Source organism: Streptomyces sp. NPDC048434 (assembly GCF_043200375.1).
In the GTDB taxonomy this organism is placed as follows: Bacteria; Actinomycetota; Actinomycetes; order Streptomycetales; family Streptomycetaceae; genus Streptomyces.
Map to the genome: position 1 here is coordinate 141848 of NZ_JBICXQ010000015.1, position 19029 is coordinate 160876.

Annotated in this window: 16 protein-coding genes; 13 read left to right on the top strand and 3 right to left on the bottom strand. The window is 70.8% G+C overall.

What is annotated here, in order from left to right:
* Window positions 1-16 precede the first annotated feature (16 nt).
* The 8 genes from ACGFWI_RS19530 (at window position 17) to mutM (ending at window position 8705) form a co-directional block, all read left to right on the top strand.
* Window positions 17-3082 (top strand): helicase-related protein, encoded by a 3066-nt coding sequence (locus ACGFWI_RS19530; protein WP_393907206.1) that lies wholly within the window; start codon window positions 17-19, stop codon window positions 3080-3082.
* 215 nt (window positions 3083-3297) lie between these two features.
* Window positions 3298-3897, top strand: coding sequence for a 16S rRNA (guanine(966)-N(2))-methyltransferase RsmD (rsmD, locus tag ACGFWI_RS19535; protein WP_393907207.1), 600 nt, complete (start codon window positions 3298-3300; stop codon window positions 3895-3897).
* Window positions 3898-3923: 26 nt separating this feature from the next.
* Window positions 3924-4406, top strand: coding sequence for a pantetheine-phosphate adenylyltransferase (gene coaD, locus ACGFWI_RS19540; RefSeq protein ID WP_393907256.1), 483 nt, complete (start codon window positions 3924-3926; stop codon window positions 4404-4406).
* A gap of 125 nt (window positions 4407-4531) precedes the next feature.
* On the top strand, window positions 4532-5707 hold the full coding sequence (locus ACGFWI_RS19545) for an ATP synthase F0 subunit B (protein WP_393907208.1): 1176 nt from the start codon (window positions 4532-4534) through the stop codon (window positions 5705-5707).
* A 200-nt stretch (window positions 5708-5907) separates the two neighbouring features.
* Window positions 5908-6504, top strand: coding sequence for a YceD family protein (locus ACGFWI_RS19550; RefSeq protein WP_393907209.1), 597 nt, complete (start codon window positions 5908-5910; stop codon window positions 6502-6504).
* 2 nt (window positions 6505-6506) lie between these two features.
* On the top strand, window positions 6507-6680 hold the full coding sequence (rpmF, locus tag ACGFWI_RS19555; protein WP_003951102.1) for a 50S ribosomal protein L32: 174 nt from the start codon (window positions 6507-6509) through the stop codon (window positions 6678-6680).
* A 19-nt stretch (window positions 6681-6699) separates the two neighbouring features.
* Window positions 6700-7518: a ribonuclease III gene (gene rnc, locus ACGFWI_RS19560; protein WP_393907210.1), complete on the top strand. Its 819-nt coding sequence runs from the start codon at window positions 6700-6702 to the stop codon at window positions 7516-7518.
* A gap of 260 nt (window positions 7519-7778) precedes the next feature.
* Window positions 7779-8705 (top strand): bifunctional DNA-formamidopyrimidine glycosylase/DNA-(apurinic or apyrimidinic site) lyase, encoded by a 927-nt coding sequence (mutM, locus tag ACGFWI_RS19565; RefSeq protein ID WP_393907211.1) that lies wholly within the window; start codon window positions 7779-7781, stop codon window positions 8703-8705.
* Between the two features lie 27 nt (window positions 8706-8732).
* On the opposite strand, the gene ACGFWI_RS19570 is transcribed toward mutM, so the two are convergent.
* Window positions 8733-9158 (bottom strand): winged helix-turn-helix transcriptional regulator, encoded by a 426-nt coding sequence (locus tag ACGFWI_RS19570; protein ID WP_393907212.1) that lies wholly within the window; start codon window positions 9156-9158, stop codon window positions 8733-8735.
* A 152-nt stretch (window positions 9159-9310) separates the two neighbouring features.
* Between ACGFWI_RS19570 and ACGFWI_RS19575 the strand changes: the two genes are divergently transcribed.
* Window positions 9311-9901 carry a flavodoxin family protein gene (locus ACGFWI_RS19575; protein ID WP_393907257.1) on the top strand — a complete coding sequence of 197 codons (591 nt, stop codon included), beginning with the start codon at window positions 9311-9313 and terminating at the stop codon, window positions 9899-9901.
* Between the two features lie 126 nt (window positions 9902-10027).
* Here ACGFWI_RS19575 and ACGFWI_RS19580 read toward each other — a convergent pair whose 3' ends face one another.
* On the bottom strand, window positions 10028-10960 hold the full coding sequence (locus ACGFWI_RS19580) for a CAP domain-containing protein (RefSeq protein WP_393907213.1): 933 nt from the start codon (window positions 10958-10960) through the stop codon (window positions 10028-10030).
* 133 nt (window positions 10961-11093) lie between these two features.
* Between ACGFWI_RS19580 and ACGFWI_RS19585 the strand changes: the two genes are divergently transcribed.
* The 4 genes from ACGFWI_RS19585 (at window position 11094) to ACGFWI_RS19600 (ending at window position 17847) form a co-directional block, all read left to right on the top strand.
* Window positions 11094-11375: an acylphosphatase gene (locus tag ACGFWI_RS19585; protein WP_328384315.1), complete on the top strand. Its 282-nt coding sequence runs from the start codon at window positions 11094-11096 to the stop codon at window positions 11373-11375.
* A gap of 382 nt (window positions 11376-11757) precedes the next feature.
* Complete coding sequence (locus ACGFWI_RS19590; protein WP_393907214.1) at window positions 11758-11961, top strand: hypothetical protein; 204 nt, start codon at window positions 11758-11760, stop codon at window positions 11959-11961.
* Between the two features lie 302 nt (window positions 11962-12263).
* Entirely contained in the window at window positions 12264-16118 is a 3855-nt protein-coding gene (locus tag ACGFWI_RS19595; protein ID WP_393907215.1) for an AAA family ATPase, read from the top strand.
* A 310-nt stretch (window positions 16119-16428) separates the two neighbouring features.
* The gene (locus ACGFWI_RS19600) at window positions 16429-17847 is read left to right on the top strand and encodes a sugar porter family MFS transporter (RefSeq protein WP_393907216.1); all 1419 of its coding nucleotides are present in this window, start codon (window positions 16429-16431) and stop codon (window positions 17845-17847) included.
* 96 nt (window positions 17848-17943) lie between these two features.
* On the opposite strand, the gene ACGFWI_RS19605 is transcribed toward ACGFWI_RS19600, so the two are convergent.
* Window positions 17944-18975, bottom strand: a complete 1032-nt coding sequence (locus ACGFWI_RS19605) for a GlxA family transcriptional regulator (RefSeq protein ID WP_393907217.1) — start codon at window positions 18973-18975, stop codon at window positions 17944-17946.
* Between the last annotated feature and the right edge of the window lie 54 nt (window positions 18976-19029).

The following is a 19029-nucleotide window of genomic DNA, read 5'->3' on the forward strand; positions in this document are numbered from 1 at the left end:
GGTGTGCAATAGATGCGTGGCAGCGCTCGACGAACCTCTGAAGAAAATCCTCGGTGGCACCACCGCGAAGGTGCTGGCCGAGCATCTCGACCTGCATACGGTCGGCGACCTGTTGCACCACTATCCGCGCCGCTATGCCGAGCGCGGCGAACTGACCCGGCTCGCGGACCTCCCGCTGGACGAACATGTCACGGTCGTCGCACAGGTCGCGGATTCCCGGGTGCTGAAATTCAACGGCGGCCGGGGACAGCGCCTCGAAGTGACGCTCACCGACGGCAGCGGCCGGCTCCGGCTGGTCTTCTTCGGCAAGGGCATCCACAAGCCCCATAAGGACCTGCTCCCCGGGCGCCGGGCGATGTTCGCCGGCAAGGTGTCGGTCTTCAACCGCAAACTGCAGCTCGCGCACCCCGAATACGAGCTCCTGGACGGCGACGCCGAGGACGGGTCCGAGGCGGTCAGCGCCTTCGCCGGTCAGCTCCTGCCGATCTACCCGGCCTGCCAGCAGATGGCGTCCTGGAAGATCGCCAAGGCGGTCGACGCGGTGCTGCCCAGCGCGCAGGACGCCGTCGATCCGCTGCCCGAAGCGCTCCGGGAGGGCCGGGAGCTGGTCCCGCTCACCGAGGCGCTGCTCAAGGTCCACCGTCCGGCGAGCAAGGCCGATATCGCCGACGCGCGGGACCGGCTGAAGTGGGACGAGGCGTTCGTCCTGCAGGTCGCGCTCGCCCGGCGTCGCCTCGCCGAGACCCAACTCCCCGCCGTGGCGCGGACCTTGGCCACGGGCGGCATCCTCGACGCCTTCGACGCCAAGCTGCCCTTCACGCTCACCGACGGCCAGCAGAAGGTCAGCCGGGAGATCTTCGACGAGCTGGCGACCGAGCACCCCATGCACCGCCTCCTCCAGGGCGAGGTGGGCTCCGGCAAGGCCCAGCCGCTGGATGCGCTGGTGCTGACGCCGCGCGGCTTCCGGCCCATGGGGGAGATGACCGTCGGCACGGAAGTGGTGGTGCCGAGCGGGGAGCGGGCCGTGGTGGACGGCGTCTTCCCGCAGGGGGAGCGGGAGGTGTGGCGGCTGGTGCTGTCCGACGGGAGCACCGTCGAGTGCGATGACGAGCATCTGTGGATCGTCGGAACCGACGATGCCCGGGAGCGGGTGCTGACCACACGTGAACTGCGCGGCGATCTCCACGGCCCCGACGGCCGCCCCCGGTGGTCCATCGCGGCGGCCACCCCGGTGGATCTCGACGACGGCGGGAACCGCCCGCTCGATCCGTATCGGGTGGGGCGGGCGCTGGGCGGGGGCGAACGGCTCCCCGGTGCGGAAGCGGACCTCGACGGGGCGACGGCCGGTGCGCTGCGCGGGCGCCGGGTGCCCCACGCCTACCGCAACGCACCGCTCAAGGAGCGCCTGGCCGTGCTGCAGGGGCTGATGGACGCGGGGGGCGAGCGCGGGGCGGCCGGTGCGGCGTTCCGTGCGGCGCCCGCCCCGCTGGCCGGCGATCTTGCCTGGCTGGTGCGCTCCCTGGGCGGCCATGCCCGGCAGCGGCCCGTGGGGGACGGCGGATACGACGTGTCCGTGGCGCTGCCCGCTGCCTACGGCCTGTTCCGCGAGGCGGCGACCGACGGTGCCGCGCGGCCAGCCGGCGCCGAGGACTTCCGGCGCACCATCCGGGCCATCGAGTACGTCGGCCGCAAGCCCGTCCAGTGCATCAGCGTCCGGCACCCCGGCCACGCCTATGTGACCGACCACTTCACTGTCACCCACAACACCATGGTCGCGCTGCGCGCCATGCTCGGTGTGGTCGACAGCGGCGGCCAGGCCGCGATGCTGGCGCCGACCGAGGTGCTCGCCCAGCAGCACCACCGCTCGATCACGGAGATGATGGGGGAGCTGGCCGAGGGCGGGATGCTCGGCGGCGCGGAGAAGGGCACCAAGGTGGTGCTGCTGACCGGCTCCATGGGCGCCGCCGCCCGCCGGCAGGCGCTGCTCGATCTGGTCACCGGCGAGGCCGGGATCGTCGTCGGCACCCACGCCCTGATCGAGGACAAGGTGCAGTTCCACGACCTGGGCCTGGTCGTCGTCGACGAACAGCACCGCTTCGGCGTCGAGCAGCGGGACGCGCTGCGCGGCAAGGGCAAGCAGCCGCCACATCTCCTGGTCATGACGGCGACCCCGATTCCCCGCACGGTCGCCATGACCGTCTTCGGTGACCTGGAGACCTCCGTCCTGGACCAACTCCCCGCCGGGCGCTCGCCGATCGCCACCCATGTGGTGCCCGCCAAGGACAAACCGCACTTCCTCGCGCGTGCCTGGGAGCGGGTCCGCGAAGAGGTGGAGGCCGGGCACCAGGGCTATGTGGTGTGCCCCCGGATCGGCGACGAGGAGGAAGCGCCCAAGGGCGCGAAGAAGCCGGCCGGCTCCAAGGGGGCCGCGGACAAGGCGGGTTCGCCGGAGGACGCGGAGGAGAAGCGCCCGCCGCTCGCGGTGCTCGATATCGCCGGGCAGCTCACGGAAGGGCCGCTCGCCGGGCTGCGGGTGGCGGTGCTGCACGGCCGGATGGCGCCGGATGACAAGGACGAGGTGATGCGCCGGTTCGCCGCCGGCGAGCTGGATGTGCTGGTGGCGACGACCGTCATCGAGGTCGGGGTGAACGTCCCGAACGCCACCGCCATGGTGATCATGGACGCGGACCGCTTCGGCGTCTCCCAGCTGCACCAGCTGCGCGGCCGGGTCGGCCGTGGCTCGGCTCCCGGCCTGTGTCTGCTGGTCAGCGAGATGCCCGAGGCGAGCCCGGCCCGCGCCCGGCTCGCCGCCGTGGCCGCCACCCTCGACGGCTTCGAACTCTCCCGTATCGACCTGGAACAGCGGCGCGAGGGCGATGTCCTGGGCCAGGCGCAGTCCGGCGTCCGCTCGTCGCTGCGGATGCTCGCGGTCATCGACGACGAGGAGGTGATCGCGGCCGCCCGCGAGGAGGCCACCGCGCTGGTCACCGCCGATCCCGAGCTGACCGGATACCCCGAGCTGCGGATCGCCCTTTCCGCCCTGCTGGACGAGGAACGGGAGCAGTATCTGGACAAGGGGTGAGCGGGTGCCGCGGCCCTCTCCGGGGCGCGGCCGGCGGGGGCCCGGCCGCCCGGCCCCGGCTCAAGGCCCCCCGCCGCCACGTGAGATCGATCACCGTTCGGTGCGCTTCCAAGGAGCCCCGGCCGGACGCCGGGCCCCGGCCGACGGAATATCGTGGAGGAGCGGAGCCCGCCCGGCTCCTCCATACCGACCACGCGCAACGTAAGGACGGGCCCATGACCCGCGTGATCGCCGGCACGGCCGGCGGCCGCCGCTTGGCCGTACCACCGGGAAACGGCACCCGCCCGACCTCCGACCGTGCGCGTGAGGGCATGTTCTCCACCTGGGAGTCGCTCGACGGACCGCTGGCCGGTGCCCGGGTGCTCGATCTGTACGGCGGTTCCGGCGCGGTCGGCCTGGAGGCGCTGTCCCGCGGCGCCGCACACGTCCTGCTGGTCGAGGCCGATCCCCGCGCGGTGCGCACCATCCGGGACAACGTCCGCACGGTCGGCCTCCCGGGCGTCGAGGTCCGGGCCGGCAAGGCCGAGCAGACCGCCGCCGCACCGGCCCCGGGCGAGCCGTACGACATCGTGTTCCTGGACCCGCCCTACGCGGTGACCGAAGAGGATCTCCGCGAGATCCTGCTCACACTCCGTGGTCAGGGGTGGCTTGCGGAGCAGGCACTCGTCACCGTGGAGCGCAGCACCCGAGGCGGCACGTTCCCATGGCCGGACGGTTTTGAAGCGATCAAGGCCCGTCGCTACGGCGAGGGGACGCTTTGGTACGGTCGCGCCGCTTCGACGTCCGCCGAATCGACGTCAGTAAGCGTGTCATGACCGGATCGGAGAGCGAGGAACCCGAGTTGCGCCGCGCCGTCTGTCCGGGGTCATTCGACCCCATCACCAATGGGCACCTGGACATCATCGCCCGTGCCTCCAAGCTGTACGACGTCGTCCATGTCGCCGTGATGATCAACCAGTCCAAGCAGGGGCTGTTCACGGTCGACGAGCGGATCGAGCTGATCCGCCGGGCCACCGCCGAGTACGGCAATGTGGAGGTCGAGTCCTTCCACGGCCTGCTCGTCGACTTCTGCAAGCAGCGCGACATCCCCGCGATCGTCAAGGGGCTGCGGGCTGTCAGCGACTTCGACTACGAGCTGCAGATGGCCCAGATGAACAACGGCCTGTCCGGAGTGGAGACCCTCTTCGTCCCCACCAACCCCACCTACAGCTTCCTCTCCTCCAGCCTCGTCAAGGAGGTCGCCGCCTGGGGCGGCGATGTCTCCCATCTGGTGCCGGCGTTCGTCCTGGAGGCCCTCACCGAGCGCCTGCGGAAGAAGGACTGACACCGCTGGACGCACCGGCCCGGTGCCAGACTGATGGGCCGTCAGTTGGTGTCGGGCAAAGGGGCCGTGGACGTACAGTCGTCCCGTTCCGTCGTTCCAACCCTTCAGAGAGTGGCGAGTCCAAAGTGGACGTGCAGAAGAAGCTCGACGACATCGTCGCGACCGTCGGCGGTGCCCGGTCCATGCCCATGTCGGCATCGTGCGTGATCAACCGCGCCGAGCTGCTCGCCATGCTGGAGGAGGTGCGTGCGGCGCTCCCGGGCTCCCTCGCACAGGCGCAGGAGCTGCTCGGCGGGCGGCAGCAGATGGTGGAGGAGGCGCGGGCCGAGGCCGAGCGGATCATCGACACCGCACACGCCCAGCGCGGGTCGCTGATCTCCGACACCGAGGTCGCCCGGCAGTCCCAGGACGAGGCGGAACGGATCCTCGCGGAGGCCCGCCGGGAGGCCGAGGAGATCCGCGCCGAGGCCGACGACTACGTCGACAGCAAGCTGGCCAACTTCGAGGTCGTGCTCACCAAGACCATCGGATCCGTCGACCGCGGCCGCGAGAAGCTGCTCGGCCGCGGTCCCGGGCTCGATGAGCAGGGGTACGAGGACACCGAGGCCCCGGAGCGCAGCGCCGACCCGGAGACCCTCAGGCAGCGTGCCGATGTGTATGTCGACGCCAAGTTCGGGGCGTTCCAGGCCGTACTGACCAAGACACTGGAGGCGGTCGGCCGGGGCCGCGACAAGCTCCAGGGCGCCCGGGCGATCGATGAGCTGGGCGTCCATATGGCAGGGCAGGGCGACCCGCAGTCCGGGCACCCGCAGGCCGACGCCGAGTATCTCGCCGGCCTGGCGGACATCGGCGCCGGCCAGGAGCCGCAGCCGCCCCAGGCGCCCCCGATGCCCGAGCCGGCTCCTATGCCCGAGGCGGCCCCCATGCCCCAGATGCAACCCCAGCCCCAGGAGCACCAGCAGCCCTTCCAGCCTCAGCAGCCCCTCCAGCCTCAGCTTCAGCAGCAGGGCTACTACACCGACCCGGCGGTCTACCAGCAGCAGGACGTCTACGGCTATCAGCAGCCGCAGGAGGTCCCGTACGCCCAGCACCAGGACCCGTACGGCTACGACTGGCAGCAGCAGGCCCAGCAGCAGGGCTACGACCCCAACGCCTACCTCCAGCAGCAGGTGCCCCAGCAGCCCCAGCACGCTCCGCACGCCCATCCCGCGCAGCCCGGGGCACTGGACGAGACCAGCCTCTTCGACACCGGCATGATCGACCTGGACCAGCTCCGGGCCTACGAGGACGGGCGCCAGTAGGCGGCCCCGCCCGCGGGCCGGGGAGGGGACCGGGAGCGGATTGGGCCTATCGGGGCCCGTCCAGTATCCTGGCTCTTCGGTCGCGCGTAATTCCGCGATCTCTGCTGCCCGAATCCTGTCCAGCAGGAATACGGACGGCACGGAAACCCCGTAGAAAGCAGGAAGCCATCAACGCCCGCCTCGACCACCGTTCCCCTCTCGTGTTCGATACGCGCGAGCTGGGCCGGCGTCCCGGTGCGCTCAAGAGGGTCTCCCGCTCCGTCGTGGCCCCCCAGGGCCTCGGCAATGAGGTCATCGGTGTGCCCGAGGGCGCACCGGCCGAGCTCGACCTCCGCCTCGAATCGGTCATGGACGGGGTGCTTGTCACAGGCACCGCCCGTGCAACCGTCAAGGGGGAGTGCGTAAGGTGTCTGGAGCCGCTGGAGCGAGAGCTCGATGCGGACTTCCAGGAGATGTTCGCCTACCCCGACGCCGACGCCAGGGTCCGTGAGGACGCCGGCGACGACGCCGAGGACGAGGAGGACACCCTCTTCCTCGAGGACGACCTGTTCGACCTCGAAGCCGTGCTGCGTGACGCGGTGGTGCTTGCACTGCCGATGCAGCCGGTGTGCCAGGACGACTGCCCGGGTCTGTGCTCCGAATGCGGAGTGCGGCTGGCGGACGACCCGGACCACCACCACGACGCCGTCGACATCCGTTGGGCGGCACTGCAGGGACTCGCCGGGACCGTCAAGGACGGCGAGAAGGACAACATGGGCGGCGCCGAAGCGGGCGTCGACGAGAAGCAGGAGAAGTAGCCGTGGCTGTTCCGAAGCGGAAGATGTCGCGCAGCAACACGCGCCACCGCCGGTCGCAGTGGAAGGCTGCGGTCCCCACCCTGGTGGCGTGCGAGCGCTGCCATGAGCCGAAGCAGCAGCACATCGCGTGCCCGAGCTGCGGCACCTACAACAAGCGCCAGGTCCTCGAGGTCTGAGCGGCTGGTGACAGGCTTCATGTCAGACGCCAATTCGACTTCCCGCAAGCGCGGGGATGAACCGACTCCGGCGGACACGGCCTCGTCTCACACGCTTCTGGAAGGGCGGCTCGGGTACAAGCTCGAGTCCGCCCTTCTGGTGCGTGCGCTGACGCACCGCTCGTACGCATACGAGAACGGCGGTCTGCCCACCAACGAGCGGCTCGAATTCCTCGGGGATTCGGTGCTCGGTCTGGTGGTCACCGACACGCTGTACCGCATCCACCCCGATCTGCCCGAGGGCCAGCTGGCCAAGCTCCGGGCCGCGGTGGTCAACTCGCGTGCACTTGCCGAGGTGGGCCGCGGCCTCGACCTCGGCGCCTTCATCCACCTCGGACGGGGCGAAGAGGGCACGGGCGGCCGGGACAAGGCATCCATCCTCGCCGACACCCTTGAAGCGGTGATCGGCGCCGTCTATCTCGACCAGGGCCTCGACGCGGCCGGCGAGCTGGTGCACCGGCTCTTCGACCCGCTCATCGAGAAGTCCTCCAGCCTGGGCGCGGGCCTGGACTGGAAGACCAGTCTCCAGGAACTTACCGCGACCGAGGGTCTCGGCGTTCCGGAGTACCTGGTCACGGAGACCGGACCGGACCACGAGAAAACCTTTACTGCTGCCGCCCGCGTCGGTGGTGTCTCGTACGGCACCGGCACCGGCCGCAGCAAGAAGGAAGCCGAGCAGCAGGCGGCCGAGTCCGCATGGCGCGAGATTCGCGCCGCGGCGGACGAGGCGGCCAAGGTGGCCGAGGCGGAGAAGGCGGCACAGCCCGCCGAGCCCGCCGGAGAAGACACCGCCGGCTAGGCGCATCGCTCACGCCCTTGTGGCGCGGGCCCCGCACCCCCGTTGCGCTTCGGCGTGGCGGGGGTCCTTCTTGTCCGGAGCCGTACCTGCCCGCGGCACCGGTGACGCGGCGGTGTTCCGCGCGGCGGCACCCCAACCAGGCGGCCGCAACCGGCGGTTGGGGTGGCGAACGCCGTGCGAGGCCACCGGGCGGGCCCATGGAGTCCCGGAGCGGAGAGGTACGCTGCGGCTGTCGTTCCTCAGCTGTCCCAAGGAGTCCCGTGCCCGAGCTGCCCGAGGTCGAGGTCGTACGCCGCGGACTGGAGCGCTGGGTCAGCGGCCGCACGATCGACGACGTCGAGGTGCGGCATCCGCGCGCGATCCGCCGGCACACGGCCGGTGCGGCCGACTTCGCGGCGCGGCTCAAGGGGCTGCAACTCGGCGCGGCGTGCCGGCGCGGCAAGTACCTCTGGCTCCCGGTGACCGGCGGTGGCCCGGCCGCACAGACCGCCGCCGAAGGCATCACCCCGATGGTCACGCCATCCGTCACCCACGGCCTGGCGATCCTCGCCCATCTCGGGATGAGCGGCCAGCTGCTGGTCCAGCCGCACGACGTCCCGGACGAGAAGCATCTGCGGATCCGGCTCCGCTTCGCCGACGCCCTCGGCACCGAGCTCCGCTTCGTCGACCAGCGCACCTTCGGCGGCCTCTCGCTGCACGACACCGTCCCGGGCGACGCCGACCACCTTCCCGACGTCATCGCCCATATCGCCCGCGACCCGCTCGATCCGGCCTTCGACGACGCCGCCTTCCACGACGCGCTGCGCCGCCGCCGGACCACGGTCAAGCGGGCCCTGCTCGACCAGACGCTGATCAGCGGCGTCGGCAACATCTACGCGGACGAGGCGCTGTGGCGCAGCAAGCTCCACTACGAGCGGCCGACCGCCACCCTCACCCGCCCGCGCACCACCGAACTGCTCGGCCACGTACGGGACGTGATGAACGCCGCGCTCGCCGTCGGCGGCACCAGCTTCGACAGCCTCTATGTCAACGTCAACGGTGAGTCCGGCTACTTCGACCGTTCCCTGGACGCCTACGGCCGCGAGGACGAACCCTGCCGCCGCTGCGGCACCCCGATCCGCCGTCGTCCCTGGATGAACCGGTCCAGTTACTTCTGCCCCCGCTGCCAGCGGCCGCCGCGCGGCTGAGCGCGGAACACCGGCGCGGGCACCGGCTCATTCCGCGGCGTGCCGGGCGTCATAGCGTTCCCGGGCCTGGAGCACCTGTGGCATCCGGTCCTCGACCAGGGTGATCAGCAGCTGCAACTGGCGGGCGACCTGGTGGCCCAGTGGCGTCAGCGCGTAATCCACCCGAGGCGGGTTGGTCTGCTGGGCCTCGCGGTGGACGAGTCCGTCCCGCTCCAGTGCGTGCAGGGTCTGGGCCAGCATTTTTTCGCTCACCCCTGCCACCCGGCGCCGCAGTTCGTTGAAGCGGAAGGTGCCGTCGAGGAGCGCGCCCAGCGTCAGGCTGCCCCATCGGTCGGTGACGTGCTTGAGCGCGTCGCGGGACGGGCAGTCGCGCGCGAAAACGTCGAAGGCCAGGTCGTCCGTACAGCCGGAGGCGGGCTCCTCGGCCGGTTCGGCAGGGGTCTCGGTCGCCATACGGACACCATACCTGTGCGCAGCGCTAACCAGTGGGTTGCGCTTTCAAAAAGTTAGTGCTTCTCTTCTCTCATCGCCGCCCGGCATTCCCCGGCACCGACCGTCCCGGGAAGCCGTGACCTTGAGGAGAACCCGCCGTGACCAGCCCCGCCCTGCCCGCCCCCGTCGTCTCCATCGCGTACCACTCCGGCTTCGGCCACACCGCCGTACTGGCCGAGGCCGTCCGCGCCGCTGCCGCCGAGGCGGGTGCCACCGTCCACCTGATCAAGGTCGACGACATCACCGAGGCCCAGTGGGAGCAGCTCGATGCCTCCGACGCGATCGTCTTCGGTTCGCCGACCTATATGGGGACGGCCTCCGGCGCGTTCCACACCTTCGCCGAGGCGACCGCCAAGCGCTGGGCGACCCGCGCCTGGCAGGACAAGCTCGCGGCCGGCTTCACCAACTCCGCCTCCAAGAGCGGGGACAAGCTGCACACCCTGCAGTTCTTCACGGTGCTCGCCGCCCAGCACGGCATGAGCTGGGTCAGCCTCAACCTGCTCCCCGGTTGGAACGCGTCCACCGCCTCGGAGAACGACCTCAACCGGCTCGGCTTCTTCCTGGGGGCCGGCGCCCAGTCCGACAACGACCAGGGCGCCGACGGAGTCCACAAGGCCGATATCGCCACCGCTGAGCACCTCGGACGCCGCATCGCCGAGCAGGCCCGCATCTTCGCCGCGGGCCGCGCCACCCTCGCGGCCTGACCACCAGGGGTGCAAGCCCCCCCGGGCCTCACACGCGAGACGCCCGTGCCGCCCCGTGACGGATCACGGGGCGGCACGGGCGTCTCGCGCGTCCGAGGCCGGTTCACCCCGGCCGGGGAAGCTGTCTCAGAAGCCGAAGTCCTGCGTCCACCACGGGCCGCCCGACCCGAAGTGGGCGCCGACGCCGAGGGTCTTGTACTCGCAGTTGAGGATGTTCGCGCGGTGGCCGGGGCTGTTCATCCAGGAGTCCATGACGGCCTGGGCGCTGGCCTGGCCGCGGGCTATGTTCTCGCCGCCCAGGTCGCTGATGCCCGCCGCCTTGGCACGGTCCCAGGGCGTATCGCCGTCCGGGTCGGTGTGGTCGAAGAAGCCACGCCGGGCCATGTCGTCACTGAACCGCTGTGCGAGACCGGCCAATTCCTTGTCCGCCGTGACGGGGGAGCAGCCGGCCTGGGCGCGCTCCTGATTGACCAGGGACAGGACCTGCGTCTCGGCGGACGACTGGGTGTCGGGGGCCTTCGACGGAGTCGCGCTGCGTGCGGGCGCTGCCGAGGACGGCCGGTCGGTGGGCTCGGCGGACCGGTGTGCCTCGGCCTTCCCGGTGGGGGAGGTGGCCGATCGGTGCGGCGAGGGGGACTTCGAGGGGGTGGTGGGGGAGGAGGGGCGGCCGGTGCCGGGGACCGTGGGGCGGGCGCCGCCGCGGCTCGCCTGCTCCGTGGCGCGGTCGGTCGGGGTCGCCGACACGCCGCCCAGCGGCTCGGTGGCCTCCGGCAGCGCGCCGGCCCGAACGCGGTCTCCGCGGTCGCCGCTCGTCCCCCCGTCGAACTGGCCGTGGCCGGGGATCAGTCCGGAGGCGACCGCCACGGCTCCCATCGCCATCGCCGCGGACGCGCCGAGCAGTCCGGTGCGTACGGGCGCCATGCCGCGGCGCGGGGCCGCGCGATGTCCGCGGCGCCGGGCCGCGGCCGACGCGCCGGTCCGTACCGCTGTCGGAGCGTCAACAGGCCCCGCACCGGGGGCCTCGGGGGCTGGGGGAGCAGAGCGTCGATGGCGGCCCATCCGCTGTCTTCCTTCCGTCCTCAGCGTCAAGACGACTCACTCAAAAGAGTGAGTCTCGCTTGTCGGGGGACTGTACGCCACGGCGGAAGTGGCAGATGTGACCACTGAGCAATTGGCCGGTTAACGTGCACACATGAACGAAGATGTCCGTGTGACCGCGTGGGTGCGTGGTCAGGTCCAAGGCGTCGGGTTCCGTTGGTTCACCCGGGCCAACGCCCTTCGCATCGGCGAACTCGCCGGATTTGCGGTCAATCTCGGTGACGGCCGCGTCCAGGTGGTGGCCGAAGGGCCGAAGGATCACTGCGATGCGCTGCTGGACTGGCTCCGTACCGGAGACACGCCCGGACGGGTCGACGGAGTCACTGAGATATGGGACACGCCCCGCGGCGGTTACGACGGCTTCGAGATCCGCTGAGCGACCCCGCCGAAACCGTCCGTACGGCCGTCACGGACGACCTTGCGGATGCGTCTTTGTCAGCTGCTTACAGGAGATAAGGCCTGGTGGTTGCCAACTCGGCCGACCCGTGCAAGGCTGCCGCTGTACGGATGATCTCCACGCCCCCGCGGGACCTTTCTGGGGAGTCGGCGCAGCGCCCTCGCGGCCGCGCACTCTCAGGTGCCCGAGGATACGGGGTGTGATCGTGTTGACCGTCAAACCGTTTGGTGAGACTCTGGAATCCCCGCGCACCTTAGCTGTTTGGCATTGAGTACAACAGAGAATGACAAGCACCGCGGGTGCGAATCCCTCACGACCCACACCGCTTCGGTCGGTCACTCATTGTGGAGGACCATCCATCATGGCAAAGGCGCTTCTCGGTTACGTCGGCGGCTCCGACCCCCGAGTCCTCTCCGAGATGCGACGGCTTCAGCAGCGCGTTCAGGACCTTGAATCCGAACTTATTCGGATGCAGGCCGAAAACGACATGCTGTCCGCTGCCGCACGTCACGACGGCTCGATGCTCGACCTCGACGTACCCCAGGCGGAGCCCGCGCTCACCTGACCTCAACCCAAGGGCCGGTAGGGCTGCTCGCCAGCCGCTTGAGGACCGCTCTCTTCAAGATCTGCAAGGGACGCTTCGGCGTCCCTTCGTCGTTTCCCGGCTCTGCGTTCTCCGGTTCCTTTTCGCGGACCATACGGCCACTTCAGCCGTGCCGCCCCTCCCTTACCGCATGATGTGCCCTGCGCTTTCGTCAATGAAACCGAAAATGAACGGTGCGGTATACCGGGGGGCCGTACGGGCGGGTGACCGGTGCCGGAATGTTGGGGTCGCCCCCCGAGGGGCGGCCGGTAGAGTCCAACGGCGTGCATCTCAAGAGTCTGACCCTGCGAGGTTTCAAGTCCTTCGCCTCCGCCACGACGCTCCGGTTCGAGCCCGGCATCACCTGCGTCGTGGGCCCGAACGGCTCGGGCAAGTCCAATGTCGTGGACGCGCTGTCCTGGGTCATGGGCGAGCAGGGAGCCAAGTCGCTGCGCGGCGGGAAGATGGAGGACGTCATCTTCGCCGGGACGACCGGGCGGCCGCCGCTGGGCCGTGCCGAGGTCTCGCTCACGATCGACAACTCCGACGGTGCACTGCCGATCGAGTACGCCGAAGTCACCATCACCCGGATCATGTTCCGCAATGGCGGCAGCGAGTACCAGATCAACGGCGACACCTGCCGGCTGCTGGATATCCAGGAATTGCTCTCCGATTCCGGTATCGGCCGGGAGATGCATGTCATTGTCGGGCAGGGGCAGCTCGACTCCGTCCTGCATGCCGACCCGATGGGGCGCCGGGCCTTCATCGAGGAAGCCGCCGGTGTCCTCAAGCACCGCAAGCGCAAGGAAAAGGCGCTGCGGAAGCTGGAGGCGATGAAGGCCAACCTCGCCCGCGTCCAGGATCTGAACGATGAGCTACGACGCCAGCTCAAGCCGCTGGGGCGGCAGGCCGCGGTCGCCCGGCGCGCCGCCGTCATCCAGGCGGATCTGCGCGACGCCCGGCTGCGGCTGCTCGCCGACGACCTCGTCACCCTGCGCCGGGCGCTGCGCGCCGAGATCGCGGACGAGGCGGCGCTGAAGGAACGCAAACAGGCCGCCGAGGACCGGCTGCGCGACGCCCAGCGGCACGAGGCGGCCCTGGAGGAGGAAGTGCGCACCCTGACGCCACGGGTACAGCGCGCACAGCAGACCTGGCATGAGCTCACCCAGCTCGCGGAGCGGGTGCGCGGCACGATCTCACTGGCCGAGGCTCGGGTCAAGAGCGCCTCGGCGGCCCCGCCGGAGGAGCGGCACGGGCGCGACCCCGAGGACATGGAGCGCGAGGCGGCCCGGATCCGCGAGCAGGAGGCGGAACTGACGGCCGCGCTGGAGGCGGCGAGCCGGGCGCTGGAGGACACCGTCGAACACCGTGCCGGGCTGGAGCGGCAGTTGGCGGACGAGGAGCGGCGGCTGCGGGACATGGCCCGGGCCATCGCCGACCGCCGCGAGGGCCTGGCACGGCTGAGCGGGCAGGTCACCGCCGCCCGCGGCCGGGCCGCCTCGGCGCAGGCGGAGATCGGCCGGCTGGCCGAGGCCAGGGACGACGCGCGGCGCCGGGCGGCCGGCGCCCAGGAGGAGTACGAGCAGCTCAAGGCCGAGGTCGACGGGCTGGATGCGGACGACGAGGAGGTCGCCGAGCGGCACGAGGCGGCTCGCCGGGGGCTGGCGGAGGCGGAGTCCGCGCTGTCCGTCGCGCGTGAGGCGCTGACCGAGGCCGAGCGCGAGCGAGCCGCGACCGCCGCACGGCATGACGCGCTGGCGCTCGGGCTGCGCCGCAAGGACGGTACCGGCGCGCTGCTGGCCGCCGCGGACCAGCTCACCGGCCTGCTCGGTCCGGCGGCGGAACTGCTGACCGTCACCCCCGGTTTCGAGATCCCGGTGGCGGCCGCCCTGGGCGTGGCAGCGGACGCCCTCGCCGTCACCGGCCCGGGCACCGCCGCCGAGGCCATCCGGCTGCTGCGCAAACAGGACGCGGGGCGGGCGGCCATGGTGCTGGGGGGAAGTGCGAGCCGGAATGGTGCGGGGCTGGTGCCTGCGCCCGCGCGGGCTGTGGAGCCCGTGGACGCGGTGGGGCCTGCGGAGGCCGGTGGAGCCTCGGATGCCATGGAGGCGGCTGAGGCTATTCGGGTGTCGGCGTGGAGTGCGGCCGAGGGAGCCCACGGGGCCCACAGGGCTGATGCGGCTCTTGGTGCCGGCAGGGCTAATGGCGCAAATGGATTCAATGGGGATAGTCGGGCGGCGGTTGGGGCCGATGGCGGCGTGCTGGACGCCCATGAGGGCGCGGCCGGGGCGCCGGGTGCCCCCGAGTACCGGTTCCCCGGGCCCCGTTCCGAGCCCGTGCCGGCGGATGAACTGGTACGGGGGCCCGCGGAGTTGACGGCCGCCGTGGCCCGGCTGCTGCGGGACGTCGTGGTGGTCGGGACGCTGGAGGACGCCGAGGAGCTGGTGGCCGCGCGGCCGGAGCTGATGGCCGTGACCGGTGAGGGCGATCTGCTCGGGGCGCATTTCGCGCACGGCGGCTCCGCCGGTGCGCCGAGCCTGCTGGAGGTACAGGCGTCCGTCGACGAGGCGGCCGCCGAGCTGGAGGAGCTGGCGGCGCGCTGCGCGGAGCTGGCGGAGGTGCAGCGGGCCGCGGCGAAACGCCGTACGGAGTGTGCCGCGCTGGTCGAGGAGCTGGCCGAGCGGCGGCGGGCGGCGGACCGGGAGAAGTCGAAGGTCGCCGGGGACCTGGGCCGGCTCGGCGGGCAGGCGCGGGCGGCCGCGGGGGAGGCCGAGCGGTCCGACGCGGCAGCAGCCAAGGCCGAGGAGGCGCTGCTGCGGGCCACCGAGGAGGCCGAGGAACTGGCCGAGCGTCTTGCGGTGGCCGAGGAGGAGCCGGGCGTCGGCGACGAGGAGCCCGATACGTCCGTACGGGACCGGCTGGCCGCCGACGGCGCCAATGCGCGGCAGACCGAGATGGAGGCCAGGCTCCAGGCGCGGACGCACGAGGAGCGGGTGAAGGCGCTCGCCGGGCGGGCGGATGCGCTGGACCGGGGGGCGCGCGCCGAACGCGAGGCGCGGGTGCGGGCCGAGCGGCGGCGCGCGCGGCTGCGGCACGAGGCGGAGGTGGCCGGGGCGGTCGCCGCCGGTGCCCGGCAGCTGCTGGCGCATGTTGAGGTGTCGGCCGTACGCGCCGAGGAGGAGCGGGGCGCTGCGGAGCGGGCCAAGGCCGAGCGGGAGCAGGCGCTGGTGGCCGAGCGCAACCGGGGCCGGGAGCTGAAGTCCGAGCTGGACAAGCTGACGGACTCGATGCACCGCGGTGAGGTGCTGGGCGCGGAGAAGCGGCTGCGGATCGAGCAGCTGGAGACCAAGGCGCTGGAGGAGCTGGGGGTGGAGCCGGCCGGGCTGATGTCCGAGTACGGCCCCGAACAGCTCGTCCCGCCGTCGCCGGCCGCCGACGGCGAGGTACTCCCGGACGATCCGGAGCATCCGCGTAATCAGCCGGTGCCCTACGTACGGACCGAGCAGGAGAAGCGGCTCAGAGCCGCCGAGCGGGCGTATCAGCAGCTCGGGAAGGTGAATCCGCTGGCGCTGGAGGAGTTCGCCGCGCTGGAGGAGCGGCACAAGTTCCTGAGCGAGCAGCTTGAAGACTTGAAGAAGACCCGCGCCGATCTGATGCAGGTGATCAAGGAGGTCGACGAGCGGGTGGAGCAGGTCTTCACCCAGGCCTACCACGACACCGCGCGCGAGTTCGAGGGCGTCTTCGCGCGGCTCTTCCCGGGGGGCGAGGGACGGCTGGTGCTGACCGATCCGGACAACATGCTGGCGACCGGGGTGGATGTGGAGGCACGTCCTCCGGGGAAGAAGGTCAAGCGGCTGTCGCTGCTGTCGGGCGGTGAGCGGTCGCTGACCGCGGTGGCGCTGCTGGTGTCGATCTTCAAGGCGAGGCCCAGCCCGTTCTATGTGATGGACGAGGTGGAGGCCGCGCTGGACGACACCAATCTGCAGCGGCTGATCCGGATCATGGAGGAGCTGCAGGAGAGTTCCCAGCTGATCGTGATCACGCATCAGAAGCGGACGATGGAGGTCGCGGACGCGCTCTACGGGGTATCGATGCAAGGCGACGGCGTATCGAAGGTCATCAGTCAGCGGCTGCACTGACGGCGGGCGCGCAGCGCGTACGCGGCACGGCCGCGGGCCGGTATTGACCGGAATCAGTGCTTTTGGCCGCCCGCTCGGCGCCCTCCGCGATCGCCCGGAGTGTCCGACGCACCATCAGTTCACAACTTGAACGAACAGCCCCTGAAGCGACCGAGAAACAAATTCATTCCGTCCTATTGACTTCGAAACTTGAAGGCATAGTCTCTGCAACGTTGCTTTTACCTTCAAGTGGTGGGTACCCCCAACCTATGCACCACTTGTAGGGCCAGCCCCCTAACCCGGCAGCGCAGCCGGGCCACTGGAGTTCACGTTGACCAGCACCGCGCAGCCGACGGGTTCGGAAGGCCGTAAGGCCCATCCCGAGCATCTCGGCCATGTCATCTTCATCACCGCGGCTGCCGCGATGGGCGGCTTCCTCTTCGGCTATGACAGCTCCGTCATCAACGGTGCCGTCGAGGCGATCCGCGACCGCTATGACGTCGGATCCGCAGTACTCGCCCAGGTGATTGCCGTCGCGCTGATCGGCTGCGCGATCGGCGCCGCCACCGCAGGCCGGATCGCGGACCGCATAGGCCGCATCCGCGTGATGCAGATCGCCGCGGCACTGTTCACCATCAGCGCCGTCGGCTCCGCTCTGCCGTTCGCCCTCTGGGACCTGGCCTTCTGGCGGATCATCGGCGGCTTCGCGATCGGTATGGCCTCGGTCATCGGCCCGGCCTATATCGCCGAGGTCTCGCCGTCCGCCTACCGCGGCCGTCTCGGCTCGTTCCAGCAGGCCGCGATCGTCGTCGGCATCGCCGTCTCCCAGCTCGTCAACTGGGGCATCCTCAACGTCGCCGGCGGCAAGCAGCGCGGCCTCATCGCCGGCCTGGAGGCCTGGCAGTGGATGCTCGGCGTGATGGTCGTCCCGGCCGTCCTCTACGGTCTGCTCTCCTTCGCGATCCCCGAGTCGCCGCGTTACCTGATCTCCGTCGGCAAGATCTCCCATGCCAAGGAGGTGCTCGGCGAGGTCGAGGGCCACACCGTGAACCTCGACAAGCGGGTCACGGAGATCCAGGACGCGATGCGCCGTGAGCACAAGGCGTCGTTCAAGGACCTGCTCGGCAGCAAGTTCGGCTTCCTGCCGATCGTCTGGGTCGGTATCGGACTGTCGGTCTTCCAGCAACTGGTCGGCATCAACGTCGCGTTCTACTACTCCTCGGCGCTGTGGCAGTCCGTCGGGATCAACCCGAGCGCCTCGTTCTTCTACAGCTTCACGACGTCGATCATCAACATCATCGGCACCGTGATCGCGATGATCTTCGTCGACAAGATCGGCCGCCGCCCGCTGGCGCTGATCGGCTCGGTCGGTATGGCCATCGCGCTGGCCCTGGAGGCGTGGGCCTTCTCCGCCAAGACCGCGGCCGGCACCCTGCCGACCACCGAAGGCACCGTGGCCCTGATCGCCGCCCACGTCTTCGTGCTCTTCTTCGCCCTCTCCTGGGGCGTCGTGGTCTGGGTCTTCCTCGGCGAGATGTTCCCGAACAAGATCCGCGCCGCCGCGCTGGGCGTCGCCGCCTCTGCGCAGTGGATCGCCAACTGGGCCATCACGGCCAGCTTCCCGAGCCTGTCCGACTGGAACCTCTCGGGTACGTACGTCATCTACGCGGTCTTCGCCCTGCTCTCGATCCCCTTCGTGCTCAAGTTCGTGAAGGAGACGAAGGGCAAGGCGTTGGAGGAGATGGGCTAACCCCCCGCCAGTCCTCTCCTCAGTACTGGGTACTGCCCCGGGTCATCAGGGACCCCGGGCAGTACCCGTTTTTTGTGCCCGGGGCGTCGTGGCGCTTCAGGTGTCGTCGCCTTCCCGGGGTGCGCCGTCCGCCGCACGGAACGCCCTCCGGTACGCGGCCGGCGTGGTGTGCAGCGCTTGCTGGAAGCGTCGGCGGAAGTTGGTCGCCGAGGACAGGCCGACGCGCAGTGCGACCGCCTCGACGGGCAGCTCGCTCTCCTCCAACAGGGTGCGGGCGGCGGTGATGCGACGGGCCAGCAGCCATTGGCCGGGGCTGGTGCCGAGCTGGTCAGCGAACCGGCGGGCCAGGGTGCGCGAGGAGATCCGCAGCTGCCCGGCCATGTCCTCGACGGAGACGGCCTCGGACAGCCGGCCGGCCACCCACTCCAGCAGCGGGGCCAGTGAGTGCTCCATGCCGAGCGCGGGGTCCGCACGGTCCACCGGGGGCGGCACCGCGTACTGGGTCTGGCCCCCTTCGCGGTGCGGCGGCAGGACCATGTGGCGGGCGATCCGTGCGGCATGGGCCGCGCCGTGGTCGCTGCGTACGAGGTGCAGACAGAGGTCCACACCGGCGGCCGCTCCGGCGCTGGTCGCGAGGTCCCCGTGATCGATGTACAGCACCGACGGGTCCACCTCGACGCGGGGGAAACGCTCCGTGAGGTCGGCCGCCAGATTCCAGTGGGTGGTCGCCCGGCGGCCGTCCAGCAGCCCGGTCTGTGCCAGGGCGAAAGCACCGGAGCAGATGCTGACCAGCCGGGCGCCCCGCGCATGCGCGCGCCGCAGTGCCGTGCGGGCCGCGGGTGCGAGCGGTTCCCCGGGTGGTGTCCAGCCGGGGATGACGACGGTGTCCGCGGTCTCCAGCGCCGACAGGCCGGAGGTCACCAGCATGTCGTAGCCCGCCGTCGTCCGTACGGGGCCGGGCCGCGGCGTACACACCCGGAAGTCGTACGAGGCCGGCAGTCCGGGGCGCCGGGTGCCGAAGACCTCGGCGGCGCAGCCGAGTTCGAAGGTCGGCTGGGGTGGGCGGACCAGCGCCACCACGCGGTGCACGGAGTCCGGTTGCGGGTCGTGCCGCGGCGGTCCGGTCATGGCAGGAAAGTACCTCAGGACGTCATTTCTGACACTGGGGGAGCGCCGTCCCGT